General features: G+C 62.4%; 17 protein-coding genes. 11 read left to right on the forward strand and 6 right to left on the reverse strand.

The features are described 5' to 3' along the window. Nucleotides 1-287: 287 nt before the first annotated feature. A complete protein-coding gene (locus VNZ93_RS22160) occupies nucleotides 288-1,034 on the reverse strand; it encodes a methyltransferase domain-containing protein (RefSeq protein WP_325710478.1) in 747 nt (248 codons plus the stop codon). Nucleotides 1,035-1,153: 119 nt separating this feature from the next. Between VNZ93_RS22160 and gloB the strand changes: the two genes are divergently transcribed. After that, on the forward strand, nucleotides 1,154-1,921 hold the full coding sequence (gene gloB, locus VNZ93_RS22165; RefSeq protein WP_325710481.1) for a hydroxyacylglutathione hydrolase: 768 nt from the start codon (nucleotides 1,154-1,156) through the stop codon (nucleotides 1,919-1,921). 211 nt (nucleotides 1,922-2,132) lie between these two features. Beyond that, nucleotides 2,133-3,260 carry a CaiB/BaiF CoA-transferase family protein gene (locus VNZ93_RS22170; RefSeq protein ID WP_325710484.1) on the forward strand — a complete coding sequence of 376 codons (1,128 nt, stop codon included), beginning with the start codon at nucleotides 2,133-2,135 and terminating at the stop codon, nucleotides 3,258-3,260. A gap of 26 nt (nucleotides 3,261-3,286) precedes the next feature. Here the strand turns inward: VNZ93_RS22170 and VNZ93_RS22175 are convergent, their stop codons facing one another. The 3 genes from VNZ93_RS22175 to VNZ93_RS22185 are packed head-to-tail and all read right to left on the reverse strand — an operon-like array spanning nucleotide 3,287 to nucleotide 6,451. Further along, nucleotides 3,287-4,834 (reverse strand): DHA2 family efflux MFS transporter permease subunit, encoded by a 1,548-nt coding sequence (locus tag VNZ93_RS22175; RefSeq protein ID WP_414710157.1) that lies wholly within the window; start codon nucleotides 4,832-4,834, stop codon nucleotides 3,287-3,289. Nucleotides 4,835-4,836: 2 nt separating this feature from the next. Next, nucleotides 4,837-5,967, reverse strand: a complete 1,131-nt coding sequence (locus VNZ93_RS22180; RefSeq protein ID WP_325710490.1) for an HlyD family secretion protein — start codon at nucleotides 5,965-5,967, stop codon at nucleotides 4,837-4,839. Continuing rightward, complete coding sequence (locus VNZ93_RS22185; RefSeq protein WP_325710493.1) at nucleotides 5,960-6,451, reverse strand: MarR family transcriptional regulator; 492 nt, start codon at nucleotides 6,449-6,451, stop codon at nucleotides 5,960-5,962. The genes VNZ93_RS22180 and VNZ93_RS22185 overlap by 8 nt, the downstream gene beginning before the upstream one ends. A gap of 232 nt (nucleotides 6,452-6,683) precedes the next feature. Between VNZ93_RS22185 and VNZ93_RS22190 the strand changes: the two genes are divergently transcribed. Beyond that, entirely contained in the window at nucleotides 6,684-7,061 is a 378-nt protein-coding gene (locus VNZ93_RS22190) for a carboxymuconolactone decarboxylase family protein (protein ID WP_325710496.1), read from the forward strand. 24 nt (nucleotides 7,062-7,085) lie between these two features. Beyond that, nucleotides 7,086-8,027, forward strand: coding sequence for a glucokinase (locus tag VNZ93_RS22195; protein ID WP_325710499.1), 942 nt, complete (start codon nucleotides 7,086-7,088; stop codon nucleotides 8,025-8,027). Nucleotides 8,028-8,060: 33 nt separating this feature from the next. On the opposite strand, the gene VNZ93_RS22200 is transcribed toward VNZ93_RS22195, so the two are convergent. Together VNZ93_RS22200 and VNZ93_RS22205 are read right to left on the reverse strand one after the other, a co-directional pair. Continuing rightward, on the reverse strand, nucleotides 8,061-8,621 hold the full coding sequence (locus VNZ93_RS22200) for an O-acetyl-ADP-ribose deacetylase (RefSeq protein ID WP_325710502.1): 561 nt from the start codon (nucleotides 8,619-8,621) through the stop codon (nucleotides 8,061-8,063). 27 nt (nucleotides 8,622-8,648) lie between these two features. Then, complete coding sequence (locus VNZ93_RS22205; protein ID WP_325710505.1) at nucleotides 8,649-9,698, reverse strand: patatin-like phospholipase family protein; 1,050 nt, start codon at nucleotides 9,696-9,698, stop codon at nucleotides 8,649-8,651. A 144-nt stretch (nucleotides 9,699-9,842) separates the two neighbouring features. Between VNZ93_RS22205 and VNZ93_RS22210 the strand changes: the two genes are divergently transcribed. The 7 genes from VNZ93_RS22210 to VNZ93_RS22240 form a co-directional block, all read left to right on the forward strand. After that, the gene (locus VNZ93_RS22210) at nucleotides 9,843-10,322 is read left to right on the forward strand and encodes a Fur family transcriptional regulator (protein ID WP_325710508.1); all 480 of its coding nucleotides are present in this window, start codon (nucleotides 9,843-9,845) and stop codon (nucleotides 10,320-10,322) included. 118 nt (nucleotides 10,323-10,440) lie between these two features. Further along, the gene (locus VNZ93_RS22215) at nucleotides 10,441-11,355 is read left to right on the forward strand and encodes a DMT family transporter (RefSeq protein WP_325710511.1); all 915 of its coding nucleotides are present in this window, start codon (nucleotides 10,441-10,443) and stop codon (nucleotides 11,353-11,355) included. Nucleotides 11,356-11,451: 96 nt separating this feature from the next. Further along, entirely contained in the window at nucleotides 11,452-12,726 is a 1,275-nt protein-coding gene (ispG, locus tag VNZ93_RS22220) for a flavodoxin-dependent (E)-4-hydroxy-3-methylbut-2-enyl-diphosphate synthase (RefSeq protein WP_325710513.1), read from the forward strand. A gap of 67 nt (nucleotides 12,727-12,793) precedes the next feature. Continuing rightward, nucleotides 12,794-13,198: a hypothetical protein gene (locus VNZ93_RS22225; protein ID WP_325710516.1), complete on the forward strand. Its 405-nt coding sequence runs from the start codon at nucleotides 12,794-12,796 to the stop codon at nucleotides 13,196-13,198. An 11-nt stretch (nucleotides 13,199-13,209) separates the two neighbouring features. Continuing rightward, on the forward strand, nucleotides 13,210-13,797 hold the full coding sequence (locus VNZ93_RS22230; RefSeq protein WP_325710519.1) for a hypothetical protein: 588 nt from the start codon (nucleotides 13,210-13,212) through the stop codon (nucleotides 13,795-13,797). Further along, nucleotides 13,794-15,146 (forward strand): MBOAT family O-acyltransferase, encoded by a 1,353-nt coding sequence (locus VNZ93_RS22235; protein WP_325710522.1) that lies wholly within the window; start codon nucleotides 13,794-13,796, stop codon nucleotides 15,144-15,146. Before VNZ93_RS22230 ends, VNZ93_RS22235 begins: the two co-directional genes overlap by 4 nt. A 69-nt stretch (nucleotides 15,147-15,215) precedes the next feature. Further along, on the forward strand, nucleotides 15,216-15,443 hold a 228-nt coding region (locus VNZ93_RS22240; protein WP_325710525.1), incomplete at its 3' end, for a hypothetical protein.

A 15,443-nucleotide genomic window follows, 5' to 3' on the forward strand; every position in this document is an offset into this window, starting at 1 on the left:
CAGGCGGCTGCACCTCAGGCGGGTGGCGATCAGGAGCAGCAGGGCGATCGTTTCCCGTTGCACCGGCGGCGCCGCCGCAGTCACCGCGGACCGCGCGCCGACATGGTGGGCGGTGAAGGCGGAGACGAGGCTCAGGGCCAGCCGCCGGCGGGTGAGTAGCAGTCACCCCGTTTCGAATTCTTCGGAGCATTTCGGGAGGGTAGTCGATGACTACCCTCCCTTTTTTGTGTCCCAGTGGAGCGGATTTGACATTCGCTACCCACCCAGCCGCGGGCTCGCAATATTTGCTAGTGGCTGCGCGCCGCGCCGCCGGGGGATGGCGCAAGCACCGGTTCGAGTCGCGGCACGAGTACGCGCTTTTCACGACGCACCGGAATGGCGCGATAGGCCTGCTTGCTCGCCTCGACGATATGCACGCCGGGAAACGGCGAGAGGAATGTCGGGCCGATGCGCTCCCAGACGCCGGCCGAACGCAGGAACAGGCTGCGTTGCACGGGCGGGACGAACAGCGCCTCGCCCCAGCCCTTGGGCGTGAACATGGTCTCGCGCAAAATGCGGGTGATCTGCGAACGTGAATATGGCCGCCCATGGCCGAAGGGCGTCGTGTCCATCCGCGCCCACAGCCCCCGTCGGTTCGGCACCACAGCGAGCAGCCGGCCGTTGGCTGAGAGAACGCGCCACACCTCACGCAGCAAACGAACCGGGTCGTCCGCCATCTCCAGCGCATGCACGAGCAGCACGCGGTCGACCGCGGCATCGGTCAGCGGCAATTCCGTCTCGTCGACCAGTGCCGCGAGACCCGGCCGGGCAGACGGCCACTTCACCACGCCCTGCGACGCCGGCATGAAAGCCAGGCAGCGCTCCGCATCCTCGCGGAAAATGCCAAGATAGGGGGTGGTGTAGCCGATGCCCGCGATCCGATCGCCACGGACCTCGTTCCAGTGCGCGCGAATCCCCTGCCCGACGAAACGCCGCGCTACGATCCCGAGCGACTGGGCGTAGAAATTCCGCAGGTCCACGACATCGATGAACATGTGATAACGGTAGCATGAAACGCGATTTCCAGAATGCGACAGCGCTGCACAGGGCTAACATTCTCGAACCCGGCGGAGCGTGTTAGCCTCAGGGTTTGCTCCTAAAAGACGGAACCGACATGCCGGCGAAAATCCACCAATTCCCCTGCCTCTCAGACAATTTCGGCGTTCTCATTCACGATCCGGAAACCGGCGCGACGGCCGCAATCGACGCCCCGGAAGCGGAGGCGGTCGAGAAGGCCCTGGCGGACACCGGCTGGAGGCTGACCGATATCCTGGTCACGCATCACCATGCGGACCATACCCAGGGCATCCCGGCCCTGAAGGCCAAACACAAATGCCGCGTCACCGCGCCGAAGACCGAGGCCGCCAAGATCGCCGATGTGGACGCGACCTATGGCGGGGGCGACACCGTGAAGGTCGGCTCGCTGGAGGCGCGCGTGATCGACACGCCCGGCCACACCGCGGGGCATATCTCGCTCGTATTCGACAAGGAGAAGGTCGGCTTCTTCGGCGACACCCTGTTCTCGATCGGCTGCGGCCGCGTGATCGAGGGAACGCCGGCGCAGATGTGGGAGTCGCTCCTGAAGATCCGCGCGCTGCCGGACGACCTCACCTTCTATTGCGGCCACGAATATACGCAGTCGAACATCAAGTTCGCGCTCACCATCGAGCCGGACAATCCGGCCCTGCAGAAGCGTGCGGCGGAAGTGGACGAACTGCGTGCCGCGGACAAGTCGACGCTGCCGCAAACGCTCGGCGCGGAGAAGGCGGCCAACGTGTTCCTGCGCGCGGACCTGCCCTCGGTCGCGGAAGCGGTCGGCCTCGGCGGCAAGCCTGCAGCGGAGGTGTTCGCCGAGATCCGCGCGCGGAAGAACAAGTTCTGACCTGCCCTGACGTGAACCCAACCGTCACCGCACACTCCGATCACCTCTCCCCTCGGGGGAGAGGTCGAACGCGCGATGAGCTCGTCGACGTGGGCATCTGTTGCGCGACGGCGCGTTCGGGTGAGGCGGCGGCGTATCCTCTCATGTCACGGCCCCCCTCACCCCCAAGGGGAGAGAGAGCCCACCGCGTTCGCGGCAACGAACGTCATCCATGACCCTCCCGCTCTCCGGTCTTCTTGTCGTTTCGCTCGAACAGGCGGTGGCCGCGCCGCAGGCCACCTGCCGGCTGGCGGACGCCGGCGCGCGCGTGATCAAGATCGAGCGGCCGGAGGGAGATTTCGCGCGCGGCTATGACGGCTATGTGCACGGCGAGAGCGCCAATTTCGTCTGGCTCAATCGCGGCAAGGAATCAGTCGTGCTCGATCTCGGCAAGGTCGAGGACAAGCAGCTCTTCACCGCGATGCTCGCGAAGGCCGATGTGTTCGTGCAGAATCTCAAGCCCGGCGCGATCGCAAAGCTCGGCTTTCCGATCGCCGAACTGCGCAAGACATATCCGCGGCTGATCTGCTGCTCGATTTCCGGTTACGGCGAGAGCGGCCCCTATATGTCGCGCAAGGCCTATGATCTTCTGGTGCAGGCCGAATCCGGGCTCGCCTCCATCACCGGTGGACCGGACGCACCGGCACGGGTCGGCTTCTCGGTCGCCGATATCGGCGCCGGCATGAACGCCTATCAGGCGATCCTCGAGGCCCTGATCGCGCGCGCGCGCACGGGCCAAGGTGCCGCAGTCTCAGTATCGCTGTTCGACGCGATGGCGGAATGGATGACGGTGCCGTTGTTGTCCCACGAGGGCGGCCATCCGTTCAAGCGCATCGGGCTCGCGCATGCGGCGATCGCGCCCTACGGCGTGTTCAAGACGCGCGACGGCGCCGACATCTTGATCTCGATCCAGAACGACCGCGAATGGCGGGTGCTCGCCGACAAGGTGCTCGGCGATACGACACTCGGCACCGATCCGAAATTTGCGACCAACATCCAGCGCGTCGCCCATCGCAGCGAAACCGACGCGACCGTCGGCGCGGCCTTCGCGCGCCATGACGTCGCTGCGCTGATGACCATGCTCGAGAAAGCCGACATCGCCTTTGCACGCGTGAGCGACTGCGCGCTGCTGTCGGTGCATCCGCATCTGCGGCGCATCGAAGTCGATACGCCGAGCGGCCCCGCCGCGGTGCCTGCCCCTGCTCCGATCATCGAAAACGAGCGTCGCTACGGCCGGGTGCCCGCGCTCGGGGAACATACCGAGGTGGTGCGGCGCGAGTTCATGGGCGGCAGCCAATAGCCGTTGGACCGTTCCGCGATCGCGCCCTAATCCAGCACGGACTCGTGATCGCCCGCGGCCACCGCAGCTTTCGGCGTGCGGATCAGGAATGCCAGCGGGATCGCGGAGAGCGTGAGCACCATCAGCAGCTTGAAGTCATTGCCATAAGCGATAATGGCGGCCTGCTGCGTGATGAGATTGTCGAGTATCGCGCGGCCCTGATCGGTCGCCATGTTCACGACCCGCGCGACGTCCGGCATCTGCAGCGCATTGTGAAACGGCGTGACGTATTCGGTCAGATGCGCATGCATCTTCACCGTGGTGTTGGTGAGCTGCGCGATCACCATCGAGATTCCGATGGACGAACCGATATTGCGGATCAGCGTCAGGATCGCAGCGCCTTCGGTGCGAAGATGCGGATCGAGCGTCGCGAATGCGACCGTGGACAACGGCACGAACACAAGTCCGAGCCCGATGCCCTGCACCACAGAGAAGATCCCGATGGTGCGGGACGATGTGTAATCGGTGAAGCCGGTCATTTCCCATAATGTGAAGGCCGTGATCGACAAGCCGGTGAGCACCAGATAGCGCGCGGGGATGAGTTTCAGCAGCCGGCCGACCGCCATCATCGCGACGAGCGTGCCGATGCCGCGGGAGGCCAGCAGCATGCCGGCCGAGAGGATCGGATAGTTCAGCACATTCTGTAGGAACGGCGTAACCAGCGCCATCGTCCCGAACAGGGTCACGCCGATCAGAACCATGAACAGAGAGGCGCTGACGAAATTGCGATCCCGGAACAGTTCGAAACGTATGAACGGCGCCTTGGTCGTGAAGGAATGCGCGAAGAAGAAATAGAACCCCGCCGCCGAAACGAAGGCCTCGATCCAGATCTCATTCGCTTCGAACCAGCCGACCTGTTCGCCGCGATCGAGCATCAGTTGCAGCGATCCGATACCGACAGCGAGAGCGAGAAAGCCGAACCAGTCGAAGCGCACGCCGCCTTGCGGCTTGCTGTCGTCCATGAACAGCAGAAGCCCGACCGTGGTCAGAATGCCGACCGGCAGATTGACCAGAAACACCCAATGCCAGGAGTAGTTGTCGGTCAGCCAGGCGCCGAGGGTCGGTCCCATGATCGGGCCCAGCATGACGCCCATGCCCCAGATCGCCATCGCCTGGCCGCGTTCTTCCGGCGCGTAGGAATTCAGCATCACCGATTGCGACAGAGGAACCAGAGCGGCGCCGCCCATGCCCTGCAGCAGGCGGAACACCACCATCTGCTCGATGCTCTGCGCCAGTCCGCACAGGAGCGACGCCGTGGTGAAGGCGATGACGCAGATGATGAACAGCCGCTTGGTGCCGAACCGGTTGGCCAGCCAGCCGATCGGCGCCGTCATGATGGCGGCGGCAACAATGTAGGACGTCAGCACCCAGTTGATCTGGTCCATCGAAGCGCCGAGGCTGCCTTGCATGTAAGGCAACGCCACGTTGGCGATGGTGGTATCGAGCGCCTGCATGATGGTCGCCGACATGGCGCACACCGTCACCAGCATCCGGCGCGGGCCGGACGGCAGAGCGGTGGTTGCTGCGCCGGACATAGTCATTGCCGGGCTTCTTGCGCTGCGGAGGAGATGCCGAACAAACTGGCGAGCGAGCGATTGCGCTTGGTGTCGATCGACACGTTCACGCTCATGCCAGACCGCAATTGCGAGGTATCCTCACCCGGATCGAACGCGATGCGGACCGGGACGCGCTGTACGATCTTGACCCAGTTGCCGCTCGCATTCTGCGCCGGCAGGATCGAGAATTGCGCACCGGTACCAGGACTGACCGACTGCACCGTGCCATGGAAGGCGCGGCCCGGGAACGAGTCGACATCAAGCTCGACTTTCTGTCCGACGCGAAGATGGGTGATGTCGGTTTCCTTCGGATTGGCCTCGACCCAGGGCGTGACGTTGTCGATGATGCTGAACACGGGCGTGCCCGCGGTAACGAAACGGCCAAGCTGAATCGCATCGACCTGTGTCGCCGTGCCGCCCATCGCGGCGCGAAGCGTGGTGTGATCGAGATCGCGCTGCGCCTGGTCGAGGGCCGCTTTCGCCTGCATATAGGCCGGAAAATCCTCGATCCGCAGATCGGCATTGCCGAGCAACTGGTTGAAGGTGTCGCCCTTCTGCTGGGTCGCGATCTGGGCCTGAAGCTGTGCCGAGACGAGTCCGGCAATCGCGGTGTCGAGATCGGCCTGCGTGCCGGCCATTTTCGTCACCAGCGCGCGCTTGCGCTCGACGTCGCGCTGCTTCAGCTCGACATTCTGCTGCGCAAATTCGACGAGCCTGTTCAGCGACGCGAGATTGGTCTTGAGATTGTTGAAGTCGGTCTGCACAGAGGCGAGCTTGCTCTTCGCCTGCGTCAGCGCGAGGCGATAAGGCTCAGGATCGATTTCGAACAGCGGATCGCCCGGTGCGACGTGCTGACCCTCCTTCACGTAGATCGCATTGATCTTGCCGGAGATATCGGGCGTCACCAGCACCTTCTGTGCGACGACATAGGCGTTGTCGGTCGTGATGTAGCGCCCGCCATAGAGATAGGCGGTGAAACCCGTAACTGCGGCGATCAGCGGCACGACGACGAGCAGAATCATCCGCAGGCGCGCGCGCACGAAACCCTTGAGCGAAAACGCTTTCGCTTGCGGCTCCCTGGTTTCCGGCATGCGGAGGACATTGTCAGGCATAACGTTTCTCACTGTTCTGTTGGGACATTTCGTCCGGTTCGGTCTTGTCCAGAAGCCGGCGCAGGTTGTCCTTCACCGCGCCAAGACAGGCGATGGCGGCATCGATTTCCTCAGCCGCTCGGCCGGCAAGAATCTTGTCCATGAGGTCGCGGGCGAGCACGTCGAGCTGATTCAGCAGCGGCTGAGCCGCCGCAGTGAGGAACAGCCGCTTCGCGCGGCGGTCATTCGGGTCGGGCCGTCGTTCGATCAGGCCGTTATCGCAGAGCCGGTCCACCAGCCGCGTCAGAGTGATCGGCTGGAGATCGAGGAGTTCAGCCAGCTCCGCCTGCTTCAACCCTTCGTTGCGCTCGATGCACTTCAGTACCGACCATTGCGCGCGGGTCATCCCGTAATCGCGCGCGACCTGGTCCGCGTAAGTCCTCAGCATTCGACCTACGTCATTGATAAGGAAAGCAAAATCTCGATGTGGATGGAGCGTGGTCATCGCGGAACTTTCTGTAAGCTGCATTAAGATAAGTGAGCTTATTGTTTTTGCAAGCATCGGGCTCACGCGCCCCACCGGGAAAGACGGCGCCGCAGCGAACAAAAATCTTGGAAGACGGCATCAGAGCCGGGCATGACTGGGCGCGTCCCAACGCGCGCCGTGCATGCCGCACGCCGCCACCCGCGGCGGCCTCCGTGCAGTCGCGATCCCGACAACCAGCCAGGAAACGACCATGAACAAGGATATGTACGACAAGGGTCTCTCGATCCGACGCAAGGTGCTGGGCGACGCCTATGTCGATGCGCAGCTGAAGAACGTCGATGACTTCAACCGGCCGCTGCAGGAACTGGTCACCGAATATTGCTGGGGCAATGTCTGGGGACGCGAGGGCCTGCCGCTCAAGCAGCGGTCCATGCTGAACCTCGCGATGATCTCGATCCTCAATCGGCCGCACGAACTGAAGGCGCATATCAAGGGCGCGCTGACCAACGGCGTTACCAAGAACGAGATCATGGAAATTTTTCTGCAGGTTGCGATCTATGCCGGCGTGCCCTGTGCGGTGGACTCCTTCCGGATCGCGCGCGAGGTGTTCGCGGCCGAAGAAAAATAAGCCGCAAGTCACGACGAGGTAGCGATGGCTGACATCCTGATTGCCGATATCGGCGGAACCACCAGCCGGGCGGCGTTCGCCTCGCTTGGCGGGCGGCCGGAAGGCATTGTCACCATCGCCAATGACAGCGTCGAGGGACCGGAAGGCGTGCTGGCGCGCCTGCTCGACGGTGCCACAGAGCGTCCGCGCGCCGCGGTACTGGCAATCGCAGCGCCCGTCAGCGGCGAGGAGATCGCGCTCACCAATCGCGACTGGTGTGTGCGGCTGCCGGACCTGTCCGCCAGATTCGGTTTATCGCCGATCCACGCGGTCAACGATTTCGAAGCGGTGGCCTGGGCATTGCCCCGGCTCCGCGGCGACGACCTGCGGCCGATTGGCGACGACTTCCATCCCGGCGACGGCGTGAAACTCGTGATCGGGCCAGGCACCGGCCTTGGCGCTGCCGCACTGGTCCCGACCGGCAACGGCTTTCACGTCATCCCCACCGAAGCCGGACACACGTCGTTCGGCCCCGCCTATCCCGACGAAGAGATCATCTTTCACCGGCTGGCCGAGAAAAAGGCGCCGCTGTCGGCTGAAGGCGTACTGTCCGGCTCCGGCCTGTCGGCGCTGCATGCCGCGATGCATCCCGATACATTGAAGGTGAAATCCGAGATGATTGTGCGGCAGGCGCGCGCGGGCGATCGCGCCGCGCGTGCGAGCATCGCGATGTTCGTTCGGCTGCTCGGACGATTTGCGGGTGACATGGCGCTGACGTTCCGTGCAACCGGCGGCATCTATATCGCAGGCGGCGTTGCGACCGGGCTTGGTCCGCTGTTCGACGCGCGGCTGTTTCGCGCGGCCTTCGAACGACACCCGCCTTATGAGTCGTTGCTGAAGGCGATCCCGTCGGCATTGATCACCTGCGAGGAGCCGGGACTGATCGGCTGCGTAGCGGTCGCGGAGCGGCTGATGCAGTCTGCGTAGTTTTTGTTCGCGTATTCGCGAGCGGCTGCGAACCTAACCCAATCCCATCTCGGCAAATGCCCCGACGTGGCACTGAGCCGATTGCGCGCTGAAGCAGCACAGCACCACCCGCGACAGGCCGCGCGGGTTTGCCGACAATTCCGATACCACCGTTCCGGCGGCAATCCGAGCTGCTCGGTCGGCCGGAAACGCATAGACACCGGTCGAGATCGCCGGAAACGCGATGCCGGTCAGGCGTTGCGCGGCGGCAAGATCGAGAGAGCGGCGATAGCAGGAGGCGAGCAGCGCATCCTCGTCGTCCTGACCACCGTTCCAGACCGGTCCGACGGTGTGGATCACGTGCCGCGCCTTCAGACGATAGCCGCGCGTGATCTTCGCATCGCCGGTCTCGCAACCACCGAGCGTCCTGCACTCGGCCAGCAGCTCCGGACCCGCGGCACGATGGATCGCACCGTCGACACCACCACCGCCAAGCAACGTGGAATTCGCCGCGTTGACGATCGCGTCGATATCAAGCGTGGTGATGTCGCCGATCACAAGCTCGATGTGAGCCTGTCCGGCTTCGACGGTGAGGAGCGGCGTGTGAGACGTCATCACTCATTGTATCACAGCGAACGCGTCCTAAGCCGCAGTCTCCTTCACGAGATCGAGCGTGGAGCGATGCCCGATGTCGTCGAAATGCCGGTCAAGGAAACGACGCGCCGCTCGCCGTCCCGCGCGATGCAGCAGCGCGAAGAAGTCGTAATCGGTTTTCAGGCGCGAACCGTTCAGCCGCTTGTCGAGGCCATCCAGGAGAATGCGGTGCACGTTGATGCCGGGCGCATTTCGCGCGGTGCCACGACCGACATATTCGAGCGCGCGCAGCTCGGCGGCGAGCGACGATGAGAACGAGATTTCGTTCACGCGGTTGAGGATGTCGCGCGCCGTCGTCGGGGTATCGTCACGCCGCAGCGGCGCAATCTGGATGAGCAGCACGTCGTCGCTGTTCGCCGATATCAGCGGCAGGATCGGAGGGTTCCCGGTAAATCCGCCGTCCCAGTATGGCTCGCCGTCGATCTCGACGGCACGGAATACGTGCGGCAGGGCCGCCGACGCCATCACCACGTCGGCGCTGACATCCTCGCGGCGGAAGACACGCAGCCGTCCGCTATGCACGTTGGTCGCTGAAATGAAGAGGTCAAGACCGCCGTATCCGCGGATCACATCGAAATCGACGAAGCGCTCGATCAACGACTTGAGCGGATTGATGTTCAGCGGGTTGAAGTCATAGGGGCTCATCAGACGCGCAATCGCATCGACGAAAAATTGCAGCGGCGAGCCGCCAACAGGAAACAATGCGAGCATGCGATCGAGCACGATGCGCTGCGGCCCCGGCAAATCGCCGCCGAGACTGGCTGCGCGCCAAAATTCTGCCAGACGCTTTCGGGCTTCTTCGGCGCCACCGCGCGCGAGACCATCGGCGAGCATGACCGCGTTCACTGCACCCGCAGAGGCGCCCGACACGGCGGAAAAGGCCAGCCGGCCGTCTTCCAGAAAATAATCGAGAACGCCCCAGGTGAAGGCGCCATGCGCGCCACCACCTTGCAGCGCCAGATTGACCCGTTTGGCGCCAGGGCGAGGCTTTATTCCCGTCAAAAGCCGGTGCACACCGGCCGACATATCTTTCAACATCCAGAGTTCCGGTTTGGCCGCCCCAACGGAACGAACCTAGGCCGGAATTGTTGCATTGCAATAAACCAAATTGTGCATTGCAGAACAGAATTGCGCCAAATGTGCATGCCTTGCGGTTGTATAAGGCGGCTGTAAGAGGAAGGAATGAGCAGTCCGGTCTTTCCAGCACCCGACCACGATCACGATCGCTGCAGTGCGGAGGCGCTCCGGCATGCGGAGACGCTTTGCGACCAGCGCGCACAAAAGCTGACGCCGACCCGCCGCCAGGTGCTTGAAGCCCTTCTCGAAAATCACACGCCGCTGGGGGCCTACGAAATCATCGACCGGGCGGCGAAGCGCCACGGTACGCGTCATGCTCCCGTGACAGTGTACCGCGCGCTCGATTTCCTGATCGAAAACGGCCTCGCCCACCGGATCGAAAGCCGCAACGCCTATATCGCCTGCGGCCATCGCCACGGTGCGAGCGACCTCGTGGTGTTCCTGATCTGCGAGCGCTGCGGCGAAGTCGGCGAAGCCCCTTCACAGGCGGTCGCGGATTCGCTGAAAGCGGCGACCCGGGCGGCCGGCTTCACGGCCAGGACTCCGGTGCTGGAGATTTCCGGCATTTGCGGAAATTGCCGATAGCTGCAGCTGCTTCATCTCAGGCAAGCGGCGGCACATGCCCGCCATGACGCGCGCTTGCTGTTCGCCCAAGTGATTCTTCGATAGAAACGGACCGCTTTATCCCTGCCGGGACCCCCCAATGACGTCAACCACGCAGGCACAGCATACGGCCGCGACGCGTCCGCTCGAATTGAGTGCGTCCGTGCTCGTCATCTTCCTGTGCCTGTGCTGGGGCTTCAACCAAGTCGCGGTGAAACTCGCAATCGCCGACATTCCGCCGCTAACCCAGGCCTGGATCCGCTCGGCATTCGCTGCGCTGATCATCTGGGTCTATGCGCGCGCGCGCGGCATCTCGCTCGACTTTCGCGGCGAAACGCTGAAACCGGGCCTGCTCGCCGGGTTCCTGTTCGGGCTGGAATTCGTTTTCATCTATCCCGCCCTGATGTTCACCACGGCGAGCCGCGCGTCACTGTTCATCTATGTCGCGCCATTCGTGGTCGTACTCGGCTCGCACTTCCTCGTACCGAACGATCGCTTTCGCTGGTCTCAATGGGCCGGCCTCTTGATGTCCTTTGCCGGATTGGTGCTTGCTTTCGGCTTACCGACACCTTCCGCTAACGCAAACCAGTTGCTCGGCGACAGCCTTGCTCTCGCGGGCGGAATCGCGTGGGGCCTGACGACGCTGGTGGTGAAGACGACCTCGCTGGCGCGCGCGGCGCCGGAAAAGACGCTGCAATATCAGTTGGTGGTCTCGGTGCCGATGCTTGCGGTAGCGGCCTGGCTGCTTGGTGAGACGATGACGAAGATGCCAGGCGCTCTGGCGCTGACATCGCTCATTTATCAGTCGGTCTGGGTGGTTTCTCTGACCTTCCTGCTCTGGTTCATGATGGTGGCGAAGTATTCGGCCAGCCGTCTTTCGGCCTTCACATTTCTGACGCCATTATTCGGCGTGTTCGCGGGCCATCTCGTGCTGGGCGACCCCATCACCCCGGCTTTCGCGGGCGCGGTGGCGCTCGTGATCGGGGGGCTGATCCTGGTAAATCGGCCGCGGTAAGGCTTCCTTTAGCGTGGCGGGCCCTATACCTGTCGTCGCAGTTCCCGGGGCGAAGGTCGTACTCCCGTTTTCCCGTTGAGATGCTAGATTAGGCAGATGGATCAAATTACCTCCCAGGACGCTCTCGGCGCACCGGCGTCGCGCCACACCTCTGTTGCCGTGGATGTCGGCGGGGTCACGGTCGGCGGCGGCGCCCCGATCGTCGTGCAGTCCATGACCAATACGGACACAGCCGACGTGGAGCAGACCACGCGGCAGGTCGCCGCGCTGGCGCGGCAGGGCTCGGAACTCGTCCGCATCACCGTCGATCGCGACGAGGCGGCGGCCGCCGTTCCGCATATCCGCGACCGGCTCGCTAAAATGGGCGTGCGCGTCCCGCTGATCGGCGACTTCCATTACATCGGACACAAACTGCTGGCGGATCATCCGGCCTGCGCGGAAGCGCTCGACAAGTACCGCATCAATCCGGGCAATGTCGGCTTCAAGGACAAGAAGGACAAACAGTTCGGCGCGATCATCGAGACCGCGATCCGTCACGGCAAGCCGGTGCGCATCGGCGCCAATTGGGGTTCGCTCGATCAGGAATTGCTGACGCATCTGATGGACGAGAACGCGAAGTCCGCGCGTCCGCTCGAAGCGCGGGCGGTGATGCGCGAGGCGATGGTGCAGTCGGCGCTGCTTTCGGCCGATCGCGCGGTCGAAATGGGGCTTGCGAAGAACCGCATCATCCTGTCCGCGAAAGTGTCTGCGGTGCAGGACCTGATCGCCGTCTATATCGATCTCGCCCGCAGATCCGATTACGCGATCCATCTCGGCCTCACCGAAGCCGGCATGGGCTCGAAGGGCATCGTCGCGTCATCCGCAGCGCTTGGCATCCTGCTGCAGCAGGGCATCGGCGACACCATCCGCGTGTCGCTCACGCCGGAGCCGGGTGGCGATCGCACGCTGGAAGTGAAGGTCGCGCAGGAAATCCTGCAGACCATGGGTTTCCGCACCTTCGTGCCGCTGGTGGCCGCCTGCCCCGGCTGCGGACGCACGACATCGACCACGTTCCAGGAACTGGCGCGCGACATTCAGTCGTTCATTCACACCTCGATGCCGGAATGGAAGACGCGCTACCCCGGCGTCGAAGGCCTCAATGTCGCGGTGATGGGCTGCATCGTGAATGGCCCCGGCGAAAGCAAGCATGCCGATATCGGCATCTCGCTGCCGGGCACCGGCGAGGCGCCGGCGGCACCCGTTTTCATCGATGGCAAGAAGGCCGTGACGTTGCGTGGCGCGACCGTCGCCGAGGATTTCAAGGCGCTGGTCATCAATTACATCGAGCAGCGCTACGGTGCCGGCAGCGCCGGCAAGACCGCGGCGGAGTAATTGACGGCCTTTTGAGAGTGTGGTGTCATATTTGTGGTGGAGTGGCGAACAGCGTAGATTAATTGAAATGCTGCGACTGATCGCATTCTGTCTGGGGGCTCTGGCCGCTACCATCGGAGCCGTCGCAGCTGTCTTCCATGCTCCAGCGCACGACTTCTCCTCCCAAGGTACAAAATCGGCGTATCTTGACGCCCTCTCCGCAGACGCCCTGACCCAATTGAAACTTGGCGTCCGGCACACGTTCGATATCGGTCTGTTTGGCAACAGCCGCAGCATCATGGTCGGCTCGCAGGAGCTGGACACGCCCTGCAGCTTTTTCAACTATTCCATTCCCGGCACGACATTCCGGACATCTGTTGCGTTGCTGGAAGCGCTCGCCGCTCAGAACCGGGCCCCCAATCTTGCAGTCATTAGCCTGGACAATCTTGAAATCCAGATGATGGCCATCCCGAATACTTATCGACCATGCTAACCGTCCGGCTGATGGTTTCCGATCTCGTTGCGACATTTGCGTTGTCGAAGGATTATGCACGCATCGTCTGGCGTTACGTCTACCTGCATTGGAACACATTCAAGCGCGCGTTTTCATCCGATCTCGTCATCGCACGAGCCATGCTTGCGCTCGCCCCCGACAAGGCCATCGGTCGGCCGTACCGATCCGACGGTAGCCGGCTAGAAAACCTGAACGTAACGCCCGATTATCGTTTTGCCGCAGCTAGCGGATATCAGATCATCGAGCCTCTTCTGCGCCGCGACATTGAACGATTGAAGCGGCTGGTCGACCAGCCCGGAGCGCCGCGAAGCGTGGTGATCTACGAAAGTCCGCTCGCGCCGCCGGTCGCCGCCAAACTCGGCGACAGTCCGAGCGCTGCAGCAGCACACTACCGCAACGTTATCGCTCGCGCATGCCGCGACAACAATCTAGACTGCTTGCTCAATAGATCAGTCGCGCTGCGGCAATCCGACAATGTGGTTTGGGATGATGCTACGCACCCCCCCGCGACCGCACTGGGGGCGGCGATTACGGCCATAACCGAAAATGCGGGGTCGTGCGGGAAGGCCGCACGTTGATCTTCAATCAGTTCGAATTCCTGTTCGTCTTCCTGCCGCTGACCGTGGCAGCCTTTCTGGCATTTCCACGGTTGCGCACCGCGATTCTAATCGTCGCCTCCTTCGCCTTCTACGGCATTTCCGGGGTCGATCATGCGGTGGTACTATTGATCGGCACCGTTTGGGTGTGGGTGCTGGTGCGGACAGACGCCGCAATCGGCAGTCGGTTGCGGCTCACGCTCGCGATCGCCCCGCCGCTGCTCGCGCTGATCTATTACAAATATCTCGGTTTCCTCCTCACCACGTTTGGCGTCGGCACGTCCGATGTTTCGAAATCCTTCCATATCTTCGGCAACGTTATCGTGCCCGCCGGCATATCGTTCTTTACCTTCCACCTGCTGGCATACGCACTCGATCGTCATGCCGGACGGCTCGCGGCCCCCTCACTGCCGCAATTCCTTCTTTTTATGTCTTTCTTTCCGCATCTCGTTGCCGGACCCATCCTACGTTATCCCGATGTCGCCAACTCGATCGAGACCATCACCAAATTCCGGCTGAGGCTGGACGATGTCGCACGCTTTGTTGGCTACACGACGACCGGCCTCGCCTCGAAAGTACTGCTGGCGGACACGCTCGGAAATTACATCACACAGTTACGCAGCAATCTTGATGACCTCGGCCAGGCCGCTGGCGCGTTCGTAATTTTTGGTTACAGCTTCCAAATCTATTTCGATTTCTTCGGCTATTCGCTGGTTGCCATCGGAGTGGCCAGTCTATTCGGATTCCAATTTCCGAAGAATTTTGACTCGCCTTATCTCAGCGCAGACATTCGTGATTTCTGGCGGCGCTGGCACATCACCCTGTCATTCTGGATTCGCGATTACCTGTACCGGCCGCTGGGAGGTAACGAGCACTATCTGAGGAATATCCTGATTGTGTTTGTGGTTTGCGGCCTGTGGCACGGAGCCGGCTGGAATTTTGTGCTCTGGGGGCTCGGACACGCGCTGCTCGTGTGCCTGTACCATCTTGGCCGCAACTATTGGGATCCGCTGCCAGTGACCTCGCGCGTTGCAATGACTTTCACCGCCGTATCGCTCTTGTGGATTTTGTTCCTGTTCGACTTCCGCGATGCAGCGCGCTTTCTTAGTGCGCTGACATCCAATGGCCTTCGCCCCGATCAGGTGAGTCTCGAAATGTGCGCGTTTCTAATCCTTGCGGCGGTCATCTGCTTTACGGTGGATTTCTATCGGATTTCGGAAAACAAACCGGGGCGGGCGGCGGTATTTCGCAATATATCCCTAGGGATGCTTTTCGTGCTGACTCTGGTCTTTATGGACCGCAGTTCGACCTTCATCTATTTCCGGTTCTAGCCGGGACAATCGCGGCAGCGCCACGGCTCAACCATTGCAACGCACGGGCTGTCGGCCCATATGTCTACAATGCCGCTTAATGATCCCAGCGATCCGTACGACAATCGCCCCCGCGTCGAACCGGAGATAATCCCGCCTCGCGCACAATCGCGTCAGCGCGGCTTCGACAGCCTGTTCCTGCGCGTCGAGGAAGGCGATGACGGGATCAAGCGCATCCAGTTCAAGAGGCCTGGACCTTTCACCATCGTACTGATGCTGCTGGCGGCGGGCGTCGCCGTCGCGCTGTCCTTTGTCGTG

Source organism: Pseudorhodoplanes sp., assembly GCF_035565795.1.
Taxonomy (GTDB): Bacteria; Pseudomonadota; Alphaproteobacteria; order Rhizobiales; family Xanthobacteraceae; genus Pseudorhodoplanes.

Coding starts and splice junctions, on each gene's coding strand:
- VNZ93_RS22195 (WP_325710499.1), top strand. CDS start 7,086: ATGGCTGACATCCTGATTGCCGATATCGGCGGAACCACCAGCCGGGCG.
- VNZ93_RS22170 (WP_325710484.1), top strand. CDS start 2,133: ATGACCCTCCCGCTCTCCGGTCTTCTTGTCGTTTCGCTCGAACAGGCG.
- VNZ93_RS22210 (WP_325710508.1), top strand. CDS start 9,843: ATGAGCAGTCCGGTCTTTCCAGCACCCGACCACGATCACGATCGCTGC.
- VNZ93_RS22190 (WP_325710496.1), top strand. CDS start 6,684: ATGAACAAGGATATGTACGACAAGGGTCTCTCGATCCGACGCAAGGTG.
- VNZ93_RS22205 (WP_325710505.1), bottom strand. CDS start 9,698: ATGTTGAAAGATATGTCGGCCGGTGTGCACCGGCTTTTGACGGGAATA.
- VNZ93_RS22215 (WP_325710511.1), top strand. CDS start 10,441: ATGACGTCAACCACGCAGGCACAGCATACGGCCGCGACGCGTCCGCTC.
- VNZ93_RS22175 (WP_414710157.1), bottom strand. CDS start 4,834: ATGTCCGGCGCAGCAACCACCGCTCTGCCGTCCGGCCCGCGCCGGATG.
- VNZ93_RS22180 (WP_325710490.1), bottom strand. CDS start 5,967: ATGCCTGACAATGTCCTCCGCATGCCGGAAACCAGGGAGCCGCAAGCG.
- ispG (WP_325710513.1), top strand. CDS start 11,452: ATGGATCAAATTACCTCCCAGGACGCTCTCGGCGCACCGGCGTCGCGC.
- VNZ93_RS22230 (WP_325710519.1), top strand. CDS start 13,210: ATGGTTTCCGATCTCGTTGCGACATTTGCGTTGTCGAAGGATTATGCA.
- VNZ93_RS22225 (WP_325710516.1), top strand. CDS start 12,794: ATGCTGCGACTGATCGCATTCTGTCTGGGGGCTCTGGCCGCTACCATC.
- gloB (WP_325710481.1), top strand. CDS start 1,154: ATGCCGGCGAAAATCCACCAATTCCCCTGCCTCTCAGACAATTTCGGC.
- VNZ93_RS22160 (WP_325710478.1), bottom strand. CDS start 1,034: ATGTTCATCGATGTCGTGGACCTGCGGAATTTCTACGCCCAGTCGCTC.
- VNZ93_RS22185 (WP_325710493.1), bottom strand. CDS start 6,451: ATGACCACGCTCCATCCACATCGAGATTTTGCTTTCCTTATCAATGAC.
- VNZ93_RS22200 (WP_325710502.1), bottom strand. CDS start 8,621: ATGACGTCTCACACGCCGCTCCTCACCGTCGAAGCCGGACAGGCTCAC.